This window comes from Micrococcus sp. 2A (assembly GCF_039519235.1).
In the GTDB taxonomy this organism is placed as follows: Bacteria; Actinomycetota; Actinomycetes; order Actinomycetales; family Micrococcaceae; genus Micrococcus.
Map to the genome: position 1 here is coordinate 140,568 of NZ_CP154351.1, position 15,316 is coordinate 155,883.

16 protein-coding genes and 1 pseudogene are annotated in these 15,316 nt (G+C 72.8%); 15 read left to right on the top strand and 2 right to left on the bottom strand.

Annotated features, from left to right (window positions below):
• Positions 1 to 157: 157 nt before the first annotated feature.
• The 11 genes and pseudogenes from AAG742_RS00710 (at position 158) to AAG742_RS00760 (ending at position 9,417) form a co-directional block, all read left to right on the top strand.
• Positions 158 to 337 carry a hypothetical protein gene (locus tag AAG742_RS00710; protein ID WP_164971935.1) on the top strand — a complete coding sequence of 60 codons (180 nt, stop codon included), beginning with the start codon at positions 158 to 160 and terminating at the stop codon, positions 335 to 337.
• Between the two features lie 101 nt (positions 338 to 438).
• Positions 439 to 705 (top strand): hypothetical protein, encoded by a 267-nt coding sequence (locus AAG742_RS00715; protein WP_003038478.1) that lies wholly within the window; start codon positions 439 to 441, stop codon positions 703 to 705.
• A 251-nt stretch (positions 706 to 956) separates the two neighbouring features.
• Positions 957 to 2,249 (top strand): annotated as a pseudogene (locus tag AAG742_RS00720) (alpha/beta fold hydrolase); the annotation flags it as partial.
• A 247-nt stretch (positions 2,250 to 2,496) separates the two neighbouring features.
• Entirely contained in the window at positions 2,497 to 2,715 is a 219-nt protein-coding gene (locus AAG742_RS00725; RefSeq protein ID WP_298710700.1) for a hypothetical protein, read from the top strand.
• Positions 2,716 to 2,898: 183 nt separating this feature from the next.
• Positions 2,899 to 3,702 (top strand): hypothetical protein, encoded by an 804-nt coding sequence (locus AAG742_RS00730; protein WP_298710698.1) that lies wholly within the window; start codon positions 2,899 to 2,901, stop codon positions 3,700 to 3,702.
• On the top strand, positions 3,699 to 4,190 hold the full coding sequence (locus tag AAG742_RS00735) for a phage holin family protein (protein WP_298710696.1): 492 nt from the start codon (positions 3,699 to 3,701) through the stop codon (positions 4,188 to 4,190). The genes AAG742_RS00730 and AAG742_RS00735 overlap by 4 nt, the downstream gene beginning before the upstream one ends.
• Positions 4,187 to 4,894: a DUF3618 domain-containing protein gene (locus AAG742_RS00740; protein WP_343282185.1), complete on the top strand. Its 708-nt coding sequence runs from the start codon at positions 4,187 to 4,189 to the stop codon at positions 4,892 to 4,894. Before AAG742_RS00735 ends, AAG742_RS00740 begins: the two co-directional genes overlap by 4 nt.
• A 239-nt stretch (positions 4,895 to 5,133) precedes the next feature.
• The gene (panC, locus tag AAG742_RS00745) at positions 5,134 to 6,015 is read left to right on the top strand and encodes a pantoate--beta-alanine ligase (RefSeq protein WP_298710874.1); all 882 of its coding nucleotides are present in this window, start codon (positions 5,134 to 5,136) and stop codon (positions 6,013 to 6,015) included.
• A complete protein-coding gene (locus tag AAG742_RS00750; protein WP_298710690.1) occupies positions 6,012 to 6,773 on the top strand; it encodes a DNA-3-methyladenine glycosylase in 762 nt (253 codons plus the stop codon). Before panC ends, AAG742_RS00750 begins: the two co-directional genes overlap by 4 nt.
• Before the next feature lie 72 nt (positions 6,774 to 6,845).
• Positions 6,846 to 7,325 carry an SRPBCC family protein gene (locus AAG742_RS00755; protein WP_298710686.1) on the top strand — a complete coding sequence of 160 codons (480 nt, stop codon included), beginning with the start codon at positions 6,846 to 6,848 and terminating at the stop codon, positions 7,323 to 7,325.
• A 106-nt stretch (positions 7,326 to 7,431) separates the two neighbouring features.
• Positions 7,432 to 9,417 carry a M13-type metalloendopeptidase gene (locus AAG742_RS00760; RefSeq protein WP_298710681.1) on the top strand — a complete coding sequence of 662 codons (1,986 nt, stop codon included), beginning with the start codon at positions 7,432 to 7,434 and terminating at the stop codon, positions 9,415 to 9,417.
• An 85-nt stretch (positions 9,418 to 9,502) separates the two neighbouring features.
• Here AAG742_RS00760 and AAG742_RS00765 read toward each other — a convergent pair whose 3' ends face one another.
• Together AAG742_RS00765 and AAG742_RS00770 are read right to left on the bottom strand one after the other, a co-directional pair.
• Complete coding sequence (locus AAG742_RS00765) at positions 9,503 to 9,982, bottom strand: MarR family transcriptional regulator (RefSeq protein ID WP_298710678.1); 480 nt, start codon at positions 9,980 to 9,982, stop codon at positions 9,503 to 9,505.
• Positions 9,975 to 11,879 (bottom strand): MDR family MFS transporter, encoded by a 1,905-nt coding sequence (locus AAG742_RS00770; protein WP_343282186.1) that lies wholly within the window; start codon positions 11,877 to 11,879, stop codon positions 9,975 to 9,977. The genes AAG742_RS00765 and AAG742_RS00770 overlap by 8 nt, the downstream gene beginning before the upstream one ends.
• A gap of 126 nt (positions 11,880 to 12,005) precedes the next feature.
• Here AAG742_RS00770 and AAG742_RS00775 point away from each other — a divergent pair, with 126 nt between their 5' ends.
• From AAG742_RS00775 to AAG742_RS00790, 4 genes are all read left to right on the top strand, one after another.
• Positions 12,006 to 12,995: a D-glycerate dehydrogenase gene (locus tag AAG742_RS00775; protein ID WP_298710670.1), complete on the top strand. Its 990-nt coding sequence runs from the start codon at positions 12,006 to 12,008 to the stop codon at positions 12,993 to 12,995.
• 21 nt (positions 12,996 to 13,016) lie between these two features.
• Positions 13,017 to 14,543, top strand: coding sequence for a lysine--tRNA ligase (lysS, locus tag AAG742_RS00780; RefSeq protein ID WP_298710667.1), 1,527 nt, complete (start codon positions 13,017 to 13,019; stop codon positions 14,541 to 14,543).
• 3 nt (positions 14,544 to 14,546) lie between these two features.
• Entirely contained in the window at positions 14,547 to 14,759 is a 213-nt protein-coding gene (locus AAG742_RS00785; protein WP_298710663.1) for a hypothetical protein, read from the top strand.
• Between the two features lie 241 nt (positions 14,760 to 15,000).
• Entirely contained in the window at positions 15,001 to 15,303 is a 303-nt protein-coding gene (locus tag AAG742_RS00790; protein ID WP_248117822.1) for an Lsr2 family protein, read from the top strand.
• Positions 15,304 to 15,316 lie beyond the last annotated feature (13 nt).

The window sequence follows — 15,316 nt, forward strand, 5'->3', positions numbered from 1 at the left end:
GAGAACGCTCACCGTAATTCCTGGGCGGATCGGAAGACGCCGTGATAGGCGACACCAGCCCGGGCCTTACCCGGCGCTGTTCACCTCGTGGGATCCTGTCCCCAAGAAGTCCGCCTCCGACACCGGGAATCTCCGCCTTCCAGACGAAGGGATCCCCATGCCCCGCAGAGACTCACACCAAGACCTCCGCCAGAAGCTCGAGGCGGTGGAGACGAAGATCTCCCACCACCTCTTTCAGTCACCGGGCATCGCAGAATCCCTGCGCATCGTGGACCAGTCCACGGGAAAGGAGGCCGACGCCGTCGATGCCGTCCTCACATCGCGCGGCCCGGCCTGAAAGAGCTGGGGGCGGAGGCAGCTTCGTACGGCAACCGCCTGGCCAGTCTCGGAGCGAGAATCACTCTCGAGCTCACTGAGGGGGCCAACCCCGAGCTGCACGTGCACGCGCCGTTCTACTCTCGCGCCATCCCTGTCCATCAGATCGCCACGATCACCTGCGGACCCGACGACGGCATGAACCATGGCCTGCTCAACTGGTTCGTCACCGGGCTGGCCACCTCCCCAGACGGGCTGCGGATCAACAACGGAGGCCAGGCCCACATCGACATGAGCACCACTGAGGGGCTGCGCTCTGTCGTGGTCGTCGACGACCTCAGTCAGACCGAGCAGCTCATATGTGCCGTGCGGACGACTTGCTCGCGTTGAGCCCGCCCAAACGGTCGTTTGTGGCGAGGGACCCCGCCATGCGCCGTGCGCGCCACATCCGACCCTGTCCGCCCGCCACATGACTCGCCACAACCGACCCGCCAGAGCGGCAGCCGCCCGTACGTTTCTGGCGGGCCCTGGGGCGCGCGGGAGCGCCCACCGGGACACCCAGATTTCACGCCGACCGGATCCCGCCTGATATGCGAAGAGTTCACCGCGCGTCGTGTGAACTCTTCGCTGCATCTCGACACCTGCACGACGTCCCCGGCGAGGACGCCCACGTCGGGCCCGTCAGCCACGACGGCACCCGCGCGATCCTGACCCGCACCCCGGACTCCACGCCGGACTCGGCCGTGGCGCCCCAGCTCTTCCTCCTGGACACGGCCACCGGCGAGACCACCCCGCTCGCCCACGGCTGGGATCGCTGGGCCGACGTCGTCGCGTGGCTGCCGGACGACTCCGCCGTCATCGCGCTCGCGGACTCCGACGGCCGCCGCCCGGTCTTCCGCATCGACGTCGCCACCGGCGAGGTCACCCAGGTGACCCACGCGGACGAGGCGTGGTCCGACATCGTGCTCTCCCCGGACGGGACCACGGCGTACGGCGTGCGCTCCTCCTACCTCTTCCCGCCTGAGGTGGCGCGCCTGGACCTCGTCACGGGCGAGGCCGAGCGCCTGCGGAACCCCGCGGAGCGCCCGGAGATCCCGGGCCGCCTCGAGGACGTCGAGGCCACCGCCGACGACGGCGCGCGCGTGCGCGGCTGGCTCGCCCTGCCCGAGGGTGCGGCCCCCGACGGCGGCCACCCGCTGCTGCTGTGGATCCACGGCGGCCCGCTCGGCTCGTGGAACGCGTGGAGCTGGCGCTGGACGCCGTGGATCGCGGTGGCCCAGGGCTACGCGGTGCTCATGCCGGACCCCGCGCTCTCCACGGGCTACGGCCAGGAGTTCGTCCAGCGCGGCTGGGGCCGCTGGGGTGCCGAGCCGTTCACGGATCTCATGGCCATCACGGACGCCGTCGAGGCGCGCGCGGACATCGACGCGACCCGCACCGCCGCGATGGGCGGCTCCTTCGGCGGCTACATGGCCAACTGGGTCGCCGGGCACACGGACCGCTTCCGGGCGATCGTCACCCACGCGTCGCTGTGGGCGCTGGACGGCTTCGGCCCGACGACGGACGCCGCCTTCTACTGGGCGCGCGAGATGAGTCCGGAGATGCAGGAGGAGAACTCGCCGCATCGGTTCGTGGGGGACATCGTCACGCCGATGCTCGTGATCCACGGGGACAAGGACTACCGCGTGCCGATCGGGGAGGGGCTGCGCCTGTGGTCCGAGCTGCTCGCGAAGTCCGGGCTGCCCGCGGCGGAGGACGGCTCCACCGTTCACCGCTTCCTCTACTTCCCGCAGGAGAACCACTGGATCCTCGCGCCGCAGCACGCGAAGGTCTGGTACGAGGTGGTGCTCGGCTTCCTCGGGCAGCACGTGCGCGGCGAGGACGCGCCGGCGGTGCCCGATGTGCTGGGGCTGGGGCGGCCGACGGCGGGCTGACCCTGCTCAGCCGGAGGCCGGGCCGGCGTCCCGGATTCGTCGCGCTGGGCGGCCGGTGGCCGGGCCGGCGTCACGCGGGCAGGGGAATGGGAGGGTCCGCTCCCTCCGCGCAGAAGGAGGAACCCCATGACCTCCCGGATCCCCTCCTCCCCGCCCGGCCCCCTGTGCCGCTCGCGGAGGCAGGCACACACGCCGCTTCCCCATGTCGTAGCGGCGTGTATGCCTGCCTCCCGATGAGGGGCCCGCGTTGCCCCGGTCACACCTGGCCGGATGGAACGGGCGGCATGACCTCGCCCGCGGCGCCGTGGCCCTCGCGGCCGCCGTCGCCGTGAGCGCCCCGCTGGCCGCCCCGCCCGTCGCCGCTCCCTCCTCCCAGGCCCCGGCCCACGCCGCTCACGCCCAGATGGCCGAGAAGGAGGAGCACCCGGGCCAGGGCAGGGGCCACGGCATCCGCCGCGGGCGCTGACTCCCTTCAGGCCAGGGGGCGGCGCGCGGCAGACGCGGCGTGCCGCCCCTCGCCGTCAGCGGAGGATGATTCCGCGTCGGGGAGCCCTTCCCGCTTCCTTCGGGACCCCCTAGGCTGACCGCAAGTCGTCGCATCCGCGTCAATGGGCGGGCACGACGTGAGCAGAACAAAGGAAGGGAAGTCATGGCGAACAAGAACAACACGTCGCACAACGCCCAGAACGGCGCCCACGCGCCGCAGGGCGAGGACTCGGCCGCCAAGGGCAGGGCCGAGGAGACCGCCGCCGAGGCCAAGGGCCAGGCGAAGAACGTCGCGCAGGACGCCAAGGGCGCCGCGCAGGACCTGGCGCAGACCGCTCAGCATGAGGCCGGCGAGGTCAAGGACGCCGCCGTGCAGCAGGTCAAGTCCCTCGCGGGCACCGTGCAGGAGCAGGTGACCGGCCAGGTCGGCACCCAGCACGAGCGCCTCGCCACCCAGGCCCGCTCCGTCACGGACGACCTGCACCGCGTCCTCTCGGGCCAGCAGCCCGAGTCGGACGTGGTCCGCCAGGCCGTCACCGCCGTCGCCGACCGCGCCGAGTCCCTGACCCAGCGCCTCGAGACCTCCCAGCCCCAGGACCTCCTGCGGGACGTGCGCGGCTTCGCCGCCCGCAAGCCCGGCACCTTCCTCGCCGTCGCCCTGGGCCTCGGCGTGGTGGCCGGCCGCCTGACCCGCGGCATGCGCGACGCCGAGCAGCCCGAGCTGACCTCAGGCCGCGACGACCGTGCCCCCCAGCACCGTCGCGAGATGGAGCCCACGGGCGTGCAGGGCGATGTCGCCCCCCACCACATCTCCTCCAGCATCCCGGCCCACACCGGCGACGACGCCCCCCGCGACTCGGACCTGCCCCGCGGCACCATGCCCGTGCCGCAGGTCGACCCGGTGACCGGGATGCCCGTCTCCGCCACGGATCCGTTCGACCAGACCCTTCCCGGGGGCCGCGCATGAGCACGGCCCACGAGACGCACGGACCCGCTCCCGCGGCCGGCAGCACCACCACGGGACACATCGCCGGGGCCCACACCCCCGCGCCGACGCAGGCGGAGGCCCGCGCCGAGCACGAGTCGCTCGGCGAGATGTTCACCTCGTTCTCCGCGAAGCTCTCCACGCTGGTGAGCCAGGAGATCGCGCTGGCCAAGGCCGAGGCCACCGACTCGGCCAAGAAGGCGGGCAAGGGCGCCGGAATGCTGGCGGGCGCTGCCGTCGCCGGCTTCTTCGTGCTGATGTTCCTCTCGATGGCCCTGATGTACGGGCTCGGCGCGCTCATGCCCCTCGGCTGGGCGGCGCTGATCGTGGCCGTCCTGTGGGGCATCGCCGCCGCTGTGCTGGCCTCCATGGGCAAGAAGCACCTCGACAAGATCAAGGGTCTTCCCCAGACCCAGCAGACGCTTCAGGAGATCCCCGAGACCCTGAACCCCGCGAAGGAGACGCGATGACCACGAGCAACAACCCCGATGAGATCCGCGCCGAGATCGAGCGCACCCGCTACGAGCTGGGCCAGGACGTCGACGCGCTGGCCGAGAAGGTCAGCCCCACCAAGGCCGTGAGCCGCCAGACCGAGCGCGTGAAGCACGGCGTGAAGGACGGCCTGCAGTCCGTCAAGGAGAACATCATGGGCACGCCCGACCACCACACCTCCCCGTCCGCCACGGACCGAGCCCGCTACGCGGCCGCGGACGCGCGCGGCACCGCCCATGACGTGGCCGACCAGGCTCGTGGCACTGCCCACGACGTGGCGGATCAGGCCCGTGACTGGGCAGACGACGCCCAGCACGCCGTCCGCCAGGCTCCGGCCCAGGTGCGCGGCCGCACCGCCGGCAACCCCCTCGCCGCCGGCCTGATCGCCTTCGGCGCCGGCATGCTGGTCAGCGCGCTCATCCCGGCCTCCGAGGTCGAGCAGCGCGCCGCCGAGCGCGTGAAGGACCATGCCGCCCCGCTGGTGGACCAGGCCAAGCACGTCGCGCAGGAGATGGGCGAGGACCTCAAGCCCCTGGCCCAGGACGCCGCGCAGTCCGTCAAGGATGCCGCCGCCGACGCCGCCGACCACGTGAAGGCCGAGGGCGCCGACAAGGCCCAGGGCCTGAAGGCGGAGACCGCCGACGCTGCCCAGCAGGTCAAGGGGACCGCCAAGAACGCCTGAGTCGCGTTCCACACCACCCCGCGCAGAGGCCTCCGTCGACCACATGTCGGCGGGGGCCTCTGCGCGTCCGCGCCGGGCGGGCGGGCTGTCCGGCCTCCAGCCCCGCCGCTCGCGCCCCTAGACTCGCCTGCGTGAACGCCGCGTCTCGCCCCTCCGCACCGACCGCCTCCGCGCTGCCCGCCTCTGCACCGTCCGGCGCCTCCGCGCTCACGACGACGAAGCACGCCTTCCGCGCCGGGCTGGCCGCCGCCGTCGATCGCGCCGAGGACGCCGGAGCCGCCGCGGCGACCGTGGGTCTGGTGCCCACGATGGGCGCCCTCCACGACGGGCACGCCGCCCTCGTGCGCCGCGCCCGCGCCGAGAACGACGTGGTCGCCGTCAGCATCTTCGTGAACCCCCTGCAGTTCGGGGACCCGGCGGACCTGGAGCACTACCCCCGCACGCTCGAGGCGGACCTGGAGCTGCTCGCCGAGGCTGGAGCGGACGTGGTCTTCGCGCCCAGCACGGCGGAGATGTACCCCGGCTTCCCGGACGCCCCCCTCGTCCGGGTGACGGCGGGCCGGATGGGGACCGTCCTCGAGGGCGCGTCCCGCCCGGGGCACTTCGACGGCGTGTGCACCGTGGTGGCCACGCTCTGGAACCTCGCCCGCCCGCCGCGTGGGGGCGTGCTGCGCAGCTACTTCGGCCAGAAGGACGCCCAGCAGGTCGCCGTGCTGCGGCGTCTCGCCCACGACCTCGACGTCCCCGTGGAGGTGCGGGCCGTCCCGATCGTCCGCTCCGCGGAGGGGCTGGCGCTCTCGAGCCGCAACGCCCGCCTCTCGGACGAGGAGCGCGTCTCCGCCCTCGTGCTCAGCCGGGCGCTGCGCTCCCTCGCGGAGGCTGCGGACGAGGAGACGGTGATCGACGTGGAGGCGGCGCGCCAGATGGTCCGGGACGAGCCCGGAGTCACCCTCGACCACCTCGTGGTGGTGGACCGGGGGACCCTCGAGGAGCTCGGTGCGGAGCTGCTGTGCCAGCCGCTGCGCCGGGACGCCCTCGCGCTCGTGGCCGCGCAGGTGGGCCCCGTGCGCCTGATCGACAACATGGTGCTGTCCGCCCCGGGCGCCTCGCCGGCCGCATGAACCGCGCCGAGCTGTCCGCCCTGTTCGAGGCCCACCCCACCGCGCTGGCCGAGGGCCTGCTCGGCTGCCGCCTCACCGTGGCCGCAGCGGACGGCGCGGTGACCGTGCGCCTCACGGAGACGGAGGCCTACGGGGACGCCGGCGTCGACCCGGGCGCCCACTCGTTCCGCGGGCGCACCGAGCGCAACGCGGCGCTGTTCGGGCCCGTGCGTCACACCTACGTGTACCTGAACTACGGCATCCACAAGTGCCTGAACTTGGTGGGCCACCCCGCGGACCAGGCCGGCGGCGTCCTGCTGCGTGCCGGGGAGGTCGTGGACGGGCGGGGGCTCGCCGTCGGACGCCGCGGCCGGGACACCGCCGTGAAGCTCCTCTCCGGCCCCGGCAACCTGGGCCAGGGGCTGGGCATCACGCTCGCGATGGGCCACGCGCCCGTGGAGCTTGTCGACGACGCCCCGCCCGCCGACTCGGTCTCCCTCGCCGAGGGACCGGCCGCAGACCAGACGATCGCGGCCCCGGGCGCGCCCGCCGACGCCGTGCGTCCGGCCCGCTTCCTCCTCGCGCCCCCGCCGCCGGGGCAGAGCCGCGCCGAGGTGCGGCGCGGTCCGCGCGTCGGGGTGTCCGGGGAGGGCGGGTCCGTGCGCTTCCCGTGGCGCTTCCACCTCGCGGGCGAGGCCAGCGTGTCGGCCTACCGGGCCGGCCGGAACGTGCCGCCCGCCGGGCCGTCCGCGCCGTCCGCGCCGTCCGCGGGGAACTGACGGGGGGCGGGGAACTGACGCGGGGCGGGCAGGCCTTGCCGCCCGCCCCGCGTCAGCGCCTACGGTGAGGGCATGAACAAGAACGAGACGCCCCAGGGCGAGAAGCAGATCACCGTCACCCGCACCATCGACGCCTCCGCCAAGGACATCTTCGACGTGCTGACGCTGCCGTCGAACCACTCGACGTTCGACGGCTCCGGCATGGTGCGCGCGGATGACAAGTCCCAGCGCATCCAGAAGGTGGGCGACGTGTTCACCATGAACATGCACGCCGAGCACATGGGCGGGGACTACCAGACCGACAACCACGTGGTGGCCTACGACCAGAACAAGCTCGTGGGCTGGAAGACCGCCCCCGCCGGCACCGAGCCCAAGGGCTGGCAGTGGGTCTACCGGCTCGAGGACAACGGCTCCGGCAGCACGGACGTGTCCCTCACCTACGACTGGACCGCCGTGACCGACCCGGAGCTGCTGGAGAAGAACCTCTTCCCGATGGTCTCCGAGGAGCAGCTGGAGGAGTCCCTCGCGAAGCTGGCCTCGGTCGTCGCCTGAGACCCCCTTCCCCGACGTGCGGCCCGGGCCGGCGGCTAGAGTGCGGAGCAGATCCGCCAGCTGCCCGCCCGGGCCGCTGCTCGTTCTGGACCCAGGAGACGCCGCCGTGACCGCAGACCCCGCCACCGCCCCCTCGCCGCGCGAGGACCTCTACCGCCATGTGAACGGGGAGTGGCTGGCCACCCACGAGATCCCCGCCGACCAGGGCGCGTTCGGCGCGTTCCTGGAGCTGCGGGAGGCCGCCGAGCTCGCGGTGCGCCATCTGTGCGAGGACGCCGTGCGGGAGACGGGGGCGGATGGCCCCACCTCGTCCGGTTCCGAGGAGGACGCCCCCCGCAGGCGCCGGATCGCGGCGCTCTACGCCTCGTTCATGGACGAGGAGACCGTGGAGGCGCGGGGCCTCGAGCCGATCGTGGGAGACCTGGCCGCCATCGAGACGGTCTCCACCGCGGAGGAGCTCCTCACCCTCTCCGGCCTGCTGCAGCGTCAGGGCGTCTCCGGGCTCGTGAACACCGGCGCCCTGAACGACGCGGGCGCGCCGGAGCGCATGCTCCTGCACCTGCTGCAGGGTGGGCTCGGCCTGCCGGACGAGTCCTACTACCGTGAGGAGGCCTACGCGGAGATCCTCGCCCAGTACACGGCGCACGTCGGCACCCTGTTCGCGCTCGCGGGCATCGGCGGCGACGAGGCCGAGGCGGTGGCCGTGGGCGAGCGCGTGGTGGCCCTCGAGGCGCGCATCGCCGCCCTGCACTGGGACGTGGTGCGCAGCCGGGACGCGGTGGCCCGCTACAACCTCATGACCCGCGAGCAGCTCCTGGAGCTCTTCCCGCTCGGCGCCGCGTGGCTCGAGGGCGTGGGCGCCCACGGTGTCCGCGCGGACGAGGTGGTGGTGTGGCAGCCGGACTTCCTCTCCGGCGTCCAGGGCCTCCTGGCGGGTGAGGACGCCGCGGACCTGGAGGACTGGAAGCACTGGCTGGAGCTGCAGGTGCTGCGATCCTTCGCGGCCGTCCTGCCGGACCCGTTCGTGCAGGAGAGCTTCGCCTTCTACGGCCGGCGGCTGGCGGGCAGCGAGGAGGTCCGCCCCCGCTGGAAGCGCGCCGTGGCCTTCGTCAACGGGGGTGTCGGCGACGACGTCGGCCGCCTCTACGTGGCGCGTCACTTCCCCGCCGGCCACCGCGAGGCCATGGACGAGCTCGTGGAGCTGCTGATGGAGGCGTACCGTCGCTCCATCTCCGGGCTGGAGTGGATGGGGGAGGAGACCCGCCAGCGGGCCCTCGAGAAGCTCGCGATGTTCCGGCCCATGGTGGGCTTCCCGGAGACGTGGGTGGACTACTCCGCCCTCGAGGTCGACGCGGGGGACCTGGTGGGCAACAGCCGCGCCCTCGCCGCGTTCGGCTGGGAGCACGACCTCGCCAAGATCGAGGAGGGGCCCGATCCCCGCGAGTGGCACATGACCCCGCAGACCGTGAACGCGTACTACTCGCCTCTCGAGAACGCGATCGTCTTCCCGGCCGCCATCCTGCAGCCCCCGTTCTTCGACCCCGAGCGCTCGATGGCCGCCAATCTCGGCGCGATCGGCGCCGTGATCGGGCACGAGATCGGCCACGGCTTCGACGACCAGGGATCGCAGTACGACGGCGCCGGGCGCCTGCACGACTGGTGGACGCCCGAGGACCGCGAGGCCTTCGCGGACCTCACCGCCCGGCTCGTGCAGCAGTACAGCGCCCTCAGCCCTGCTGAGGCGCCGGACCGCTCCGTGAACGGCGAGTTCACCCTCGGGGAGAACATCGGCGACCTCGGCGGGCTGGGCATCGCCCACCGGGCGCTGGAGATCTGGCGCGATGAACGGGACGGCGCCTCCCAGGACGCCGCGGCGGGCGACCGGGAGTTCTTCGCGGCGTGGGCCGCCGTGTGGCGCCAGCTCACCCGACCGGAGACCATGGTCACCCGCATCGCCTCGGACCCGCATTCGCCCAACGAGTTCCGCTGCAACCAGGTGGCCCGGAACATCGACGCGTTCCACGCGGCCTTCGGCACACGGGAGGGCGATCCCATGTGGCTGGACCCGGAGGACCGCGTCCTCATCTGGTGAGGCCCGGCCCCGCGTGTCGGGGCCGCCCACTCATGACGGCGCCCTCCGCCCCCCTGCTCGGGGGGGCGGGGGGGCGCCGCGCCGTTCAGCGGGTCTCGCGCTCGTCCACGAAGCGCAGGAGCAGGGAGGTGAGGGTGTGGATCTCCTCGAGGTCCCACCGCCGCAGGTCCTGCCGGATCCCGCCCCCGGCCGGCCCGCCGCGGACCTCGTCGAGGCGGGCGCGTCCCTCGTCCGTGGCGCTCAGCAGGGCCGATCGCCGGTCCTGCGGATCCGGTTCGCGCCGCACGAGCCCCTCCGCCTCCAGCTCTCGCGTGAGGCGAGAGACCTGTGCGCGGTCCAGGAGCATGTGCTCGGCCAGCGCCGACGGCGTCAGCGGACCCGTGTGGCAGATGGCCGCGAACGCCTTCATCGCCCCCGGCGACATGCCGGGGCTGAGGGCCTCGGCCTGTCGGGCCAGGATCCTGCGGTGCTGCCGGACGAGGTGGGTGAACGCCCCCTCCAGCTCCTGGACGGCGTCCTCGAAGCCCTCGGGCCCCTGGTCGGCGGGCGCGTGGGGCTCAGCCACGGCGGACCCGCCGGGCCGCGGCCATGCCGAGGCCGGTCAGGACCGCCGCGGCGATCGCGCCGCCGGCCGTCTGCCACACCCGGCGCGCGGAGGCGGCGGGGCGCCGGGAGCTCCTCGCCGCGTGTCGACGTGCGGTCGGTGCCGCAGCGGTGACGCCCCGCTCCGGGGCCGCGGCGGACGGCGTCGTGGCGGGCGCCGCGGGCACCACGGGGATGCCGCCGGTGGCGGGGAGATCCTGCATGCCCGTGGCGGTGCTGACGGTGGCCAGGTCGGCGCGGGAGGCGTCGAGGCGCTCCGTCGTCGTCATGCGGCCCAGCGGGATGTCGGGGAGGAACAGGATCGCGGCCAGCGCCACCACCGCGAGCGGCACGCCCACGAGGAAGGCCTGGGAGATGCCGGTGGCGTAGACGTCCTCGACGATGACGCGCAGCGCGTCCGGCATCTCCGCAACTCGCGGCAGGCCGCCGGACTGCAGGCGCTGGGCCCACTCGGCGCCCGCCGGACCGAGGCCCTGCAGGGCCGCGCCGATGTCCGCGCGGCGCTCGTCGAGCTGCGTGGGCACCACGTTGGCCACCACGGCGCCCATGACGGCGACGCCGATGCTGCCGCCCAGGGAGCGGAAGAAGGTGACGCCGGAGCTGGCGACGCCCATCTGGCGGGGGTCGGTGGTGTTCTGCACGACGAGCACCAGGTTCTGCATCGTCATGCCGACGCCGGCGCCGAGCAGGAACATGTAGACCGACACCAGCCAGAACGGGGTGTCGTAGTGGAGCGTGCCCAGCAGCGCGGTGCCGGCGATGAGCAGGACCGCGCCGACGATGAGCCAGCGCTTCCACACGCCGGTGCGGGTGATGAGGCCGCCGATGACGGTCGAGGAGACCAGCAGGCCCGCGATCATGGGGATCGTCATGAGGCCGGCCTGCGTGGGGGTGGCGCCGCGGGCCAGCTGCATGTACTGCGCCAGGTAGACCGAGGCCCCGAACATGGCGAGGCCCGTGGCGATCGAGGCGACCGTCGCGAGGGTGAAGGTGCGGTCGCGGAAGAGCGTGAGCGGGATGAGCGGCTCGGACACCTTCAGCTCTGTCGCCACGAACAGGGCCGTGGCGACGGCGGCGCCGGCCAGCATCCACGCGGTGGTGGCGCTCGCCCATTCGAACTGGTGGCCCGCGTTGGTGACCCAGATCAGCAGCAGCGCGGTGGCGACGGAGAGGAACACGATGCCCAGGTAGTCGATCGAGACCGTGCGCCGCTCGCGGGGCGGCAGGTGCAGGGTGCGCTGGACCATGACGAGCGCGAGGACGGCGAAGGGCACGGCCACGAAGAAGTTCCAGCGCCAGCCCCACGCATCGGTGATGAGGCCGCCGGCGAGCGGGCCGCCGACGGTGGCCACGGCCATCACCGCGCCGAACAGGCCCATGTACTTGCCGCGCTCACGCGGGCTGATGATGTCCGCCATGATGACGTGGCTGAGGGCGGCCAGGCCGCCGCCGCCCAGGCCCTGGACCACGCGGCAGGCGATCAGGAACGCGGGGTCGGTGGTGAAGCCCGCCGCCGCGGAGGCGGCGACGAAGATGACGAGGGCGAGCTGGAAGAGGACCTTGCGGTTCACGAGGTCGGCGAGCTTGCCCCAGATGGGGGTGGCGATCGCGGTGGCCAGCAGGGCCGAGGTGATCACCCACGTGTAGGCGTTCTGGTCGCCGCCGATGTCGCTGATGATCACCGGCATCGACGTGGAGACCACCGTGTTGGCGATCATGGAGACGAACATGCCGAGGAGCAGGCCGGTGAGGGCCCGCAGGACGACGCGGTGCCGGGCGGCGTCGGCCGCGGCCTGGCCCAGGGAGGGGCCACCCGTGGTCGGCGCGGCCTCGGGGGACGAGACGGAGGTGGAGGTCATGGGATCCTTCGATGGTTGACCGATGACAATGATTGACTTGTGTCAACTATAGAGACCGGGCGCCGGGCGCGGGCCTCCTCGCGGGGTTAGCCTGGTCACGTCCCCCGAGTCGAGAGTGAGCACCCCATGAGCCCCCGCTTCCTGATGATGACCGCCCTGCCCGAGCCCGGACTGGGCATGCTCCGCGACGTCGGCGAGGTGGTGGACGGCGCCGACGTCGGCGGGGACGAGGCCCTCGCCCGGCTGTGCGCCTCCGGGGACTACGACGTGGTCGTGGCCGCGCTCGACCAGAAGTTCACGGCGGAGGTGCTCGCCGACGCGAAGGTCAAGGGCATCGCCAACTACGCCGTCGGGCACAACAACATCGACGTCGCCGCCGCCACCGAGGCGGGGATCGCCGTCGGGAACACCCCGGATGTGCTCACCGAGGCGACGGCGGACATCGCCCTGCTCCTGCTCCTGGGCGTGGCCCGCCGCGCCGTGGAGGGTGAGGCCATGATGCGCGGCGGCCGGTTCGAGGGCTGGCGTGCCGACCTGCTCGTGGGCAAGGACGTGGCCGGAGCGACCCTCGGCCTGGCCGGCTTCGGCCGGATCGGCCGCGCCGTCGCGCGCCGCGGCCTGGCCCTCGGCATGGACGTGGTCTTCGCGCCGCGCCCCCCGGCTCATCGCGAGGTCTCCTTCGCCGAGCTCGGGGAGTTCGCCGGGAAGGTGGAGCAGGTCCGCTGGGAGGAGCTCGTGGAGCGCTCCGACTACCTCTCCCTGCACGTCCCCCTGACCGAGGACACCCGGCACCTCGTGGACGCGGACGTGCTGCGGCGGATGAAGGACGACGCGGTGCTGATCAACACCGCCCGCGGCCCCGTGGTGGACGAGGCGGCGCTCGTGGCGGCCCTGCGCGAGGGCCGGCTCTTCGGCGCCGGGTTCGACGTGTACGAGGAGGAGCCGGCCATGGCCGAGGGCCTCGCGGACCTGAGCAACGTCATGCTCCTGCCCCACCTGGGGTCCGCCACGCGGGGCACGCGCGCCGCGATGGCGGAGCTGACCGCGCGCAACGCCATCGGCATGGCCACGGGCGGTGAGATCCCGGCGCTCGTGAACCCGGAGGCGCGCCGCTGAGCGACAGTAGACTGGACGACTGTGACCTCCCAGAACTCCACGCCCTCGCAGCCCGCCGCCGTCGACCACCACGACCAGCAGGCCGTCCGCGCCGCCAAGCGCGAGCAGCTGCTGGCCGCGGGCCGCGAGGCCTACCCGGTCCAGGTGCCCCGCACGCACTCCCTCGCCGCCGTCCGGGCCGAGTTCGACGGCAAGCACGAGGCCGGGTGGGAGGAGGGACCCGAGGTCTCCGTCACCGGCCGCGTGGTGTTCCTGCGCAACACGGGCAAGCTGTGCTTCGCCACGCTGCAGGAGGCCGGGGAGACCGGCGCGGCCGTGCGCCTGCAGGTCATGGTGTCCCTGGCCGAGGTGGGCGAGGAGTCCCTGGCCGAGTGGAAGAAGGCCGTGGACCTCGGCGACTTCCTCTCCGTCACCGGGCGCGTGATCGTCTCGCGCCGCGGCGAGCTGTCCATCCAGGCCACCGCATGGGAGATGGCCTCGAAGGCGCTGCGTCCGCTGCCCGTGCTGCACGCCGACCTCAACGAGGAGACCCGCGTGCGCCAGCGCTACGCGGACCTGATCGTGCGCGACGAGGCCCGCGAGATGGTCTACCGGCGCGCCAAGGTCACGGCCGCCGTGCGCCGCACGCTCGAGGGCCACGGCTACGTGGAGGTGGAGACCCCCATGCTCCAGCTCGTCCACGGCGGCGCCCAGGCCCGCCCGTTCGAGACGCACCTCAACGCGTTCGACCAGCCGATGACGCTGCGCATCGCCACCGAGCTCTACCTCAAGCGCGCCGTGGTCGGCGGGATCGAGCGCGTCTACGAGATCGGCCGGGTGTTCCGCAACGAGGGCGTGGACTCCACGCACTCCCCTGAGTTCACCACCCTCGAGTCCTATGAGGCGTGGGCGGACATGCACGTGATGGCCGAGCGCATGCAGGAGATCATCCTCAACGCCGCGGACGCCGTGGGCGCCGGTCGGCGCCTCGAGACCGCCAAGGGCGTCATCGACCTCGACGGCGAGTGGGCGTGGGTCTCCGTGTACCCGGGCCTGTCCGAGGCCGTGGGCCGGGAGGTCACCCCGGAGACCGACGCCGAGACCCTGCGCGCGATCGCCGCGGAGCACGCGGTCAAGGTGGACCCGAAGTGGGACGCCCAGAAGCTGGTGATCGAGCTCTTCGGCGAGATCGTGGAGCCCACCCTGATGAACCCCACGTTCGTGTACGACTATCCGCCGGCAGCCCAGCCGCTGGCCCGGCCCCACCGGGACGACGACCGTGTGATCGAGGCGTGGGACCTGATCATCGGCGGCATGGAGCGCGGCACCGCGTTCTCCGAGCTGATCGACCCCGTGGTCCAGCGGGAGCGCCTCACCGCGCAGTCCCTCAAGGCCGCCGCCGGCGACGACGAGGCCATGCAGCTGGACGAGGACTTCCTCCGGGCCCTCGAATACGGCGCTCCGCCGATGGGCGGAATCGGTCTGGGAATCGACCGTCTGGTGATGCTCTTCACGGACGCGGGAATCCGGGAGACCATCCTCTTCCCGCTGCTGAAGCCGGAGGCCTGACCCGTGGAGGTCTTCTGGGAGTATTTCTCGGTCCTCGCCCCGTCGGTGGGGCTCGCGCTCATCTTCTGGCTCGTCATGCGCTCGCTCCTGCGGGCCGACTCCGCGGAGCGCGAGACCATGGCCCGGCGTGTGACCGGACGTGACGCCCGTGCGGCGCGCGAGGAGCAGGAGGCCGCCGAGTGGGCCGCCCACCGGCGCTCCGACCCGCCGCGCTGAGCGCGGCGCCGGCCGTGGCTCCCACCACCGCGCATCGGCATTTCCTGCCCGAGAATCCCACTCCCTGGGCGTCCGCCATGAATCCGGACAATGGGCGAGGCCGACCCGTCGGCTTGGGCTATTGTTATTGCCATCTCGCGTGCCCGGAGGCGTGTCCCCATCGTCGGCGGAACATCCCGGCGGATGGCTGAATCCGGTGTCGGATGCACGAGAGCAAGCGATCAGGAAGTGGGAATCGACAATGGCACAGAAGGTAGAAGTAGTTCTCGTGGATGATCTCGATGGTTCGGCCGCAGTGGAGACCGTGAACTTCGCCCTGGACGGGCGCAACTACGAGGTGGACCTCTCGGAGGAGCACGCTCGCGAGCTGCGCGACTTCCTGAAGCCCTACATGAAGAAGGGCCGGGCGGTGGCCCCGCCGTCGCCCAAGGTCGAGGCCGCGGAGATCCGCAAGTGGGCTGCGGACAACGGCTACGAGGTCTCCAGCCGCGGTCGCCTCCACCGCGACGTCGTGGAGGCCTACCGCAACTCGAAGCGCAAGTGATCCGCATCCCGCG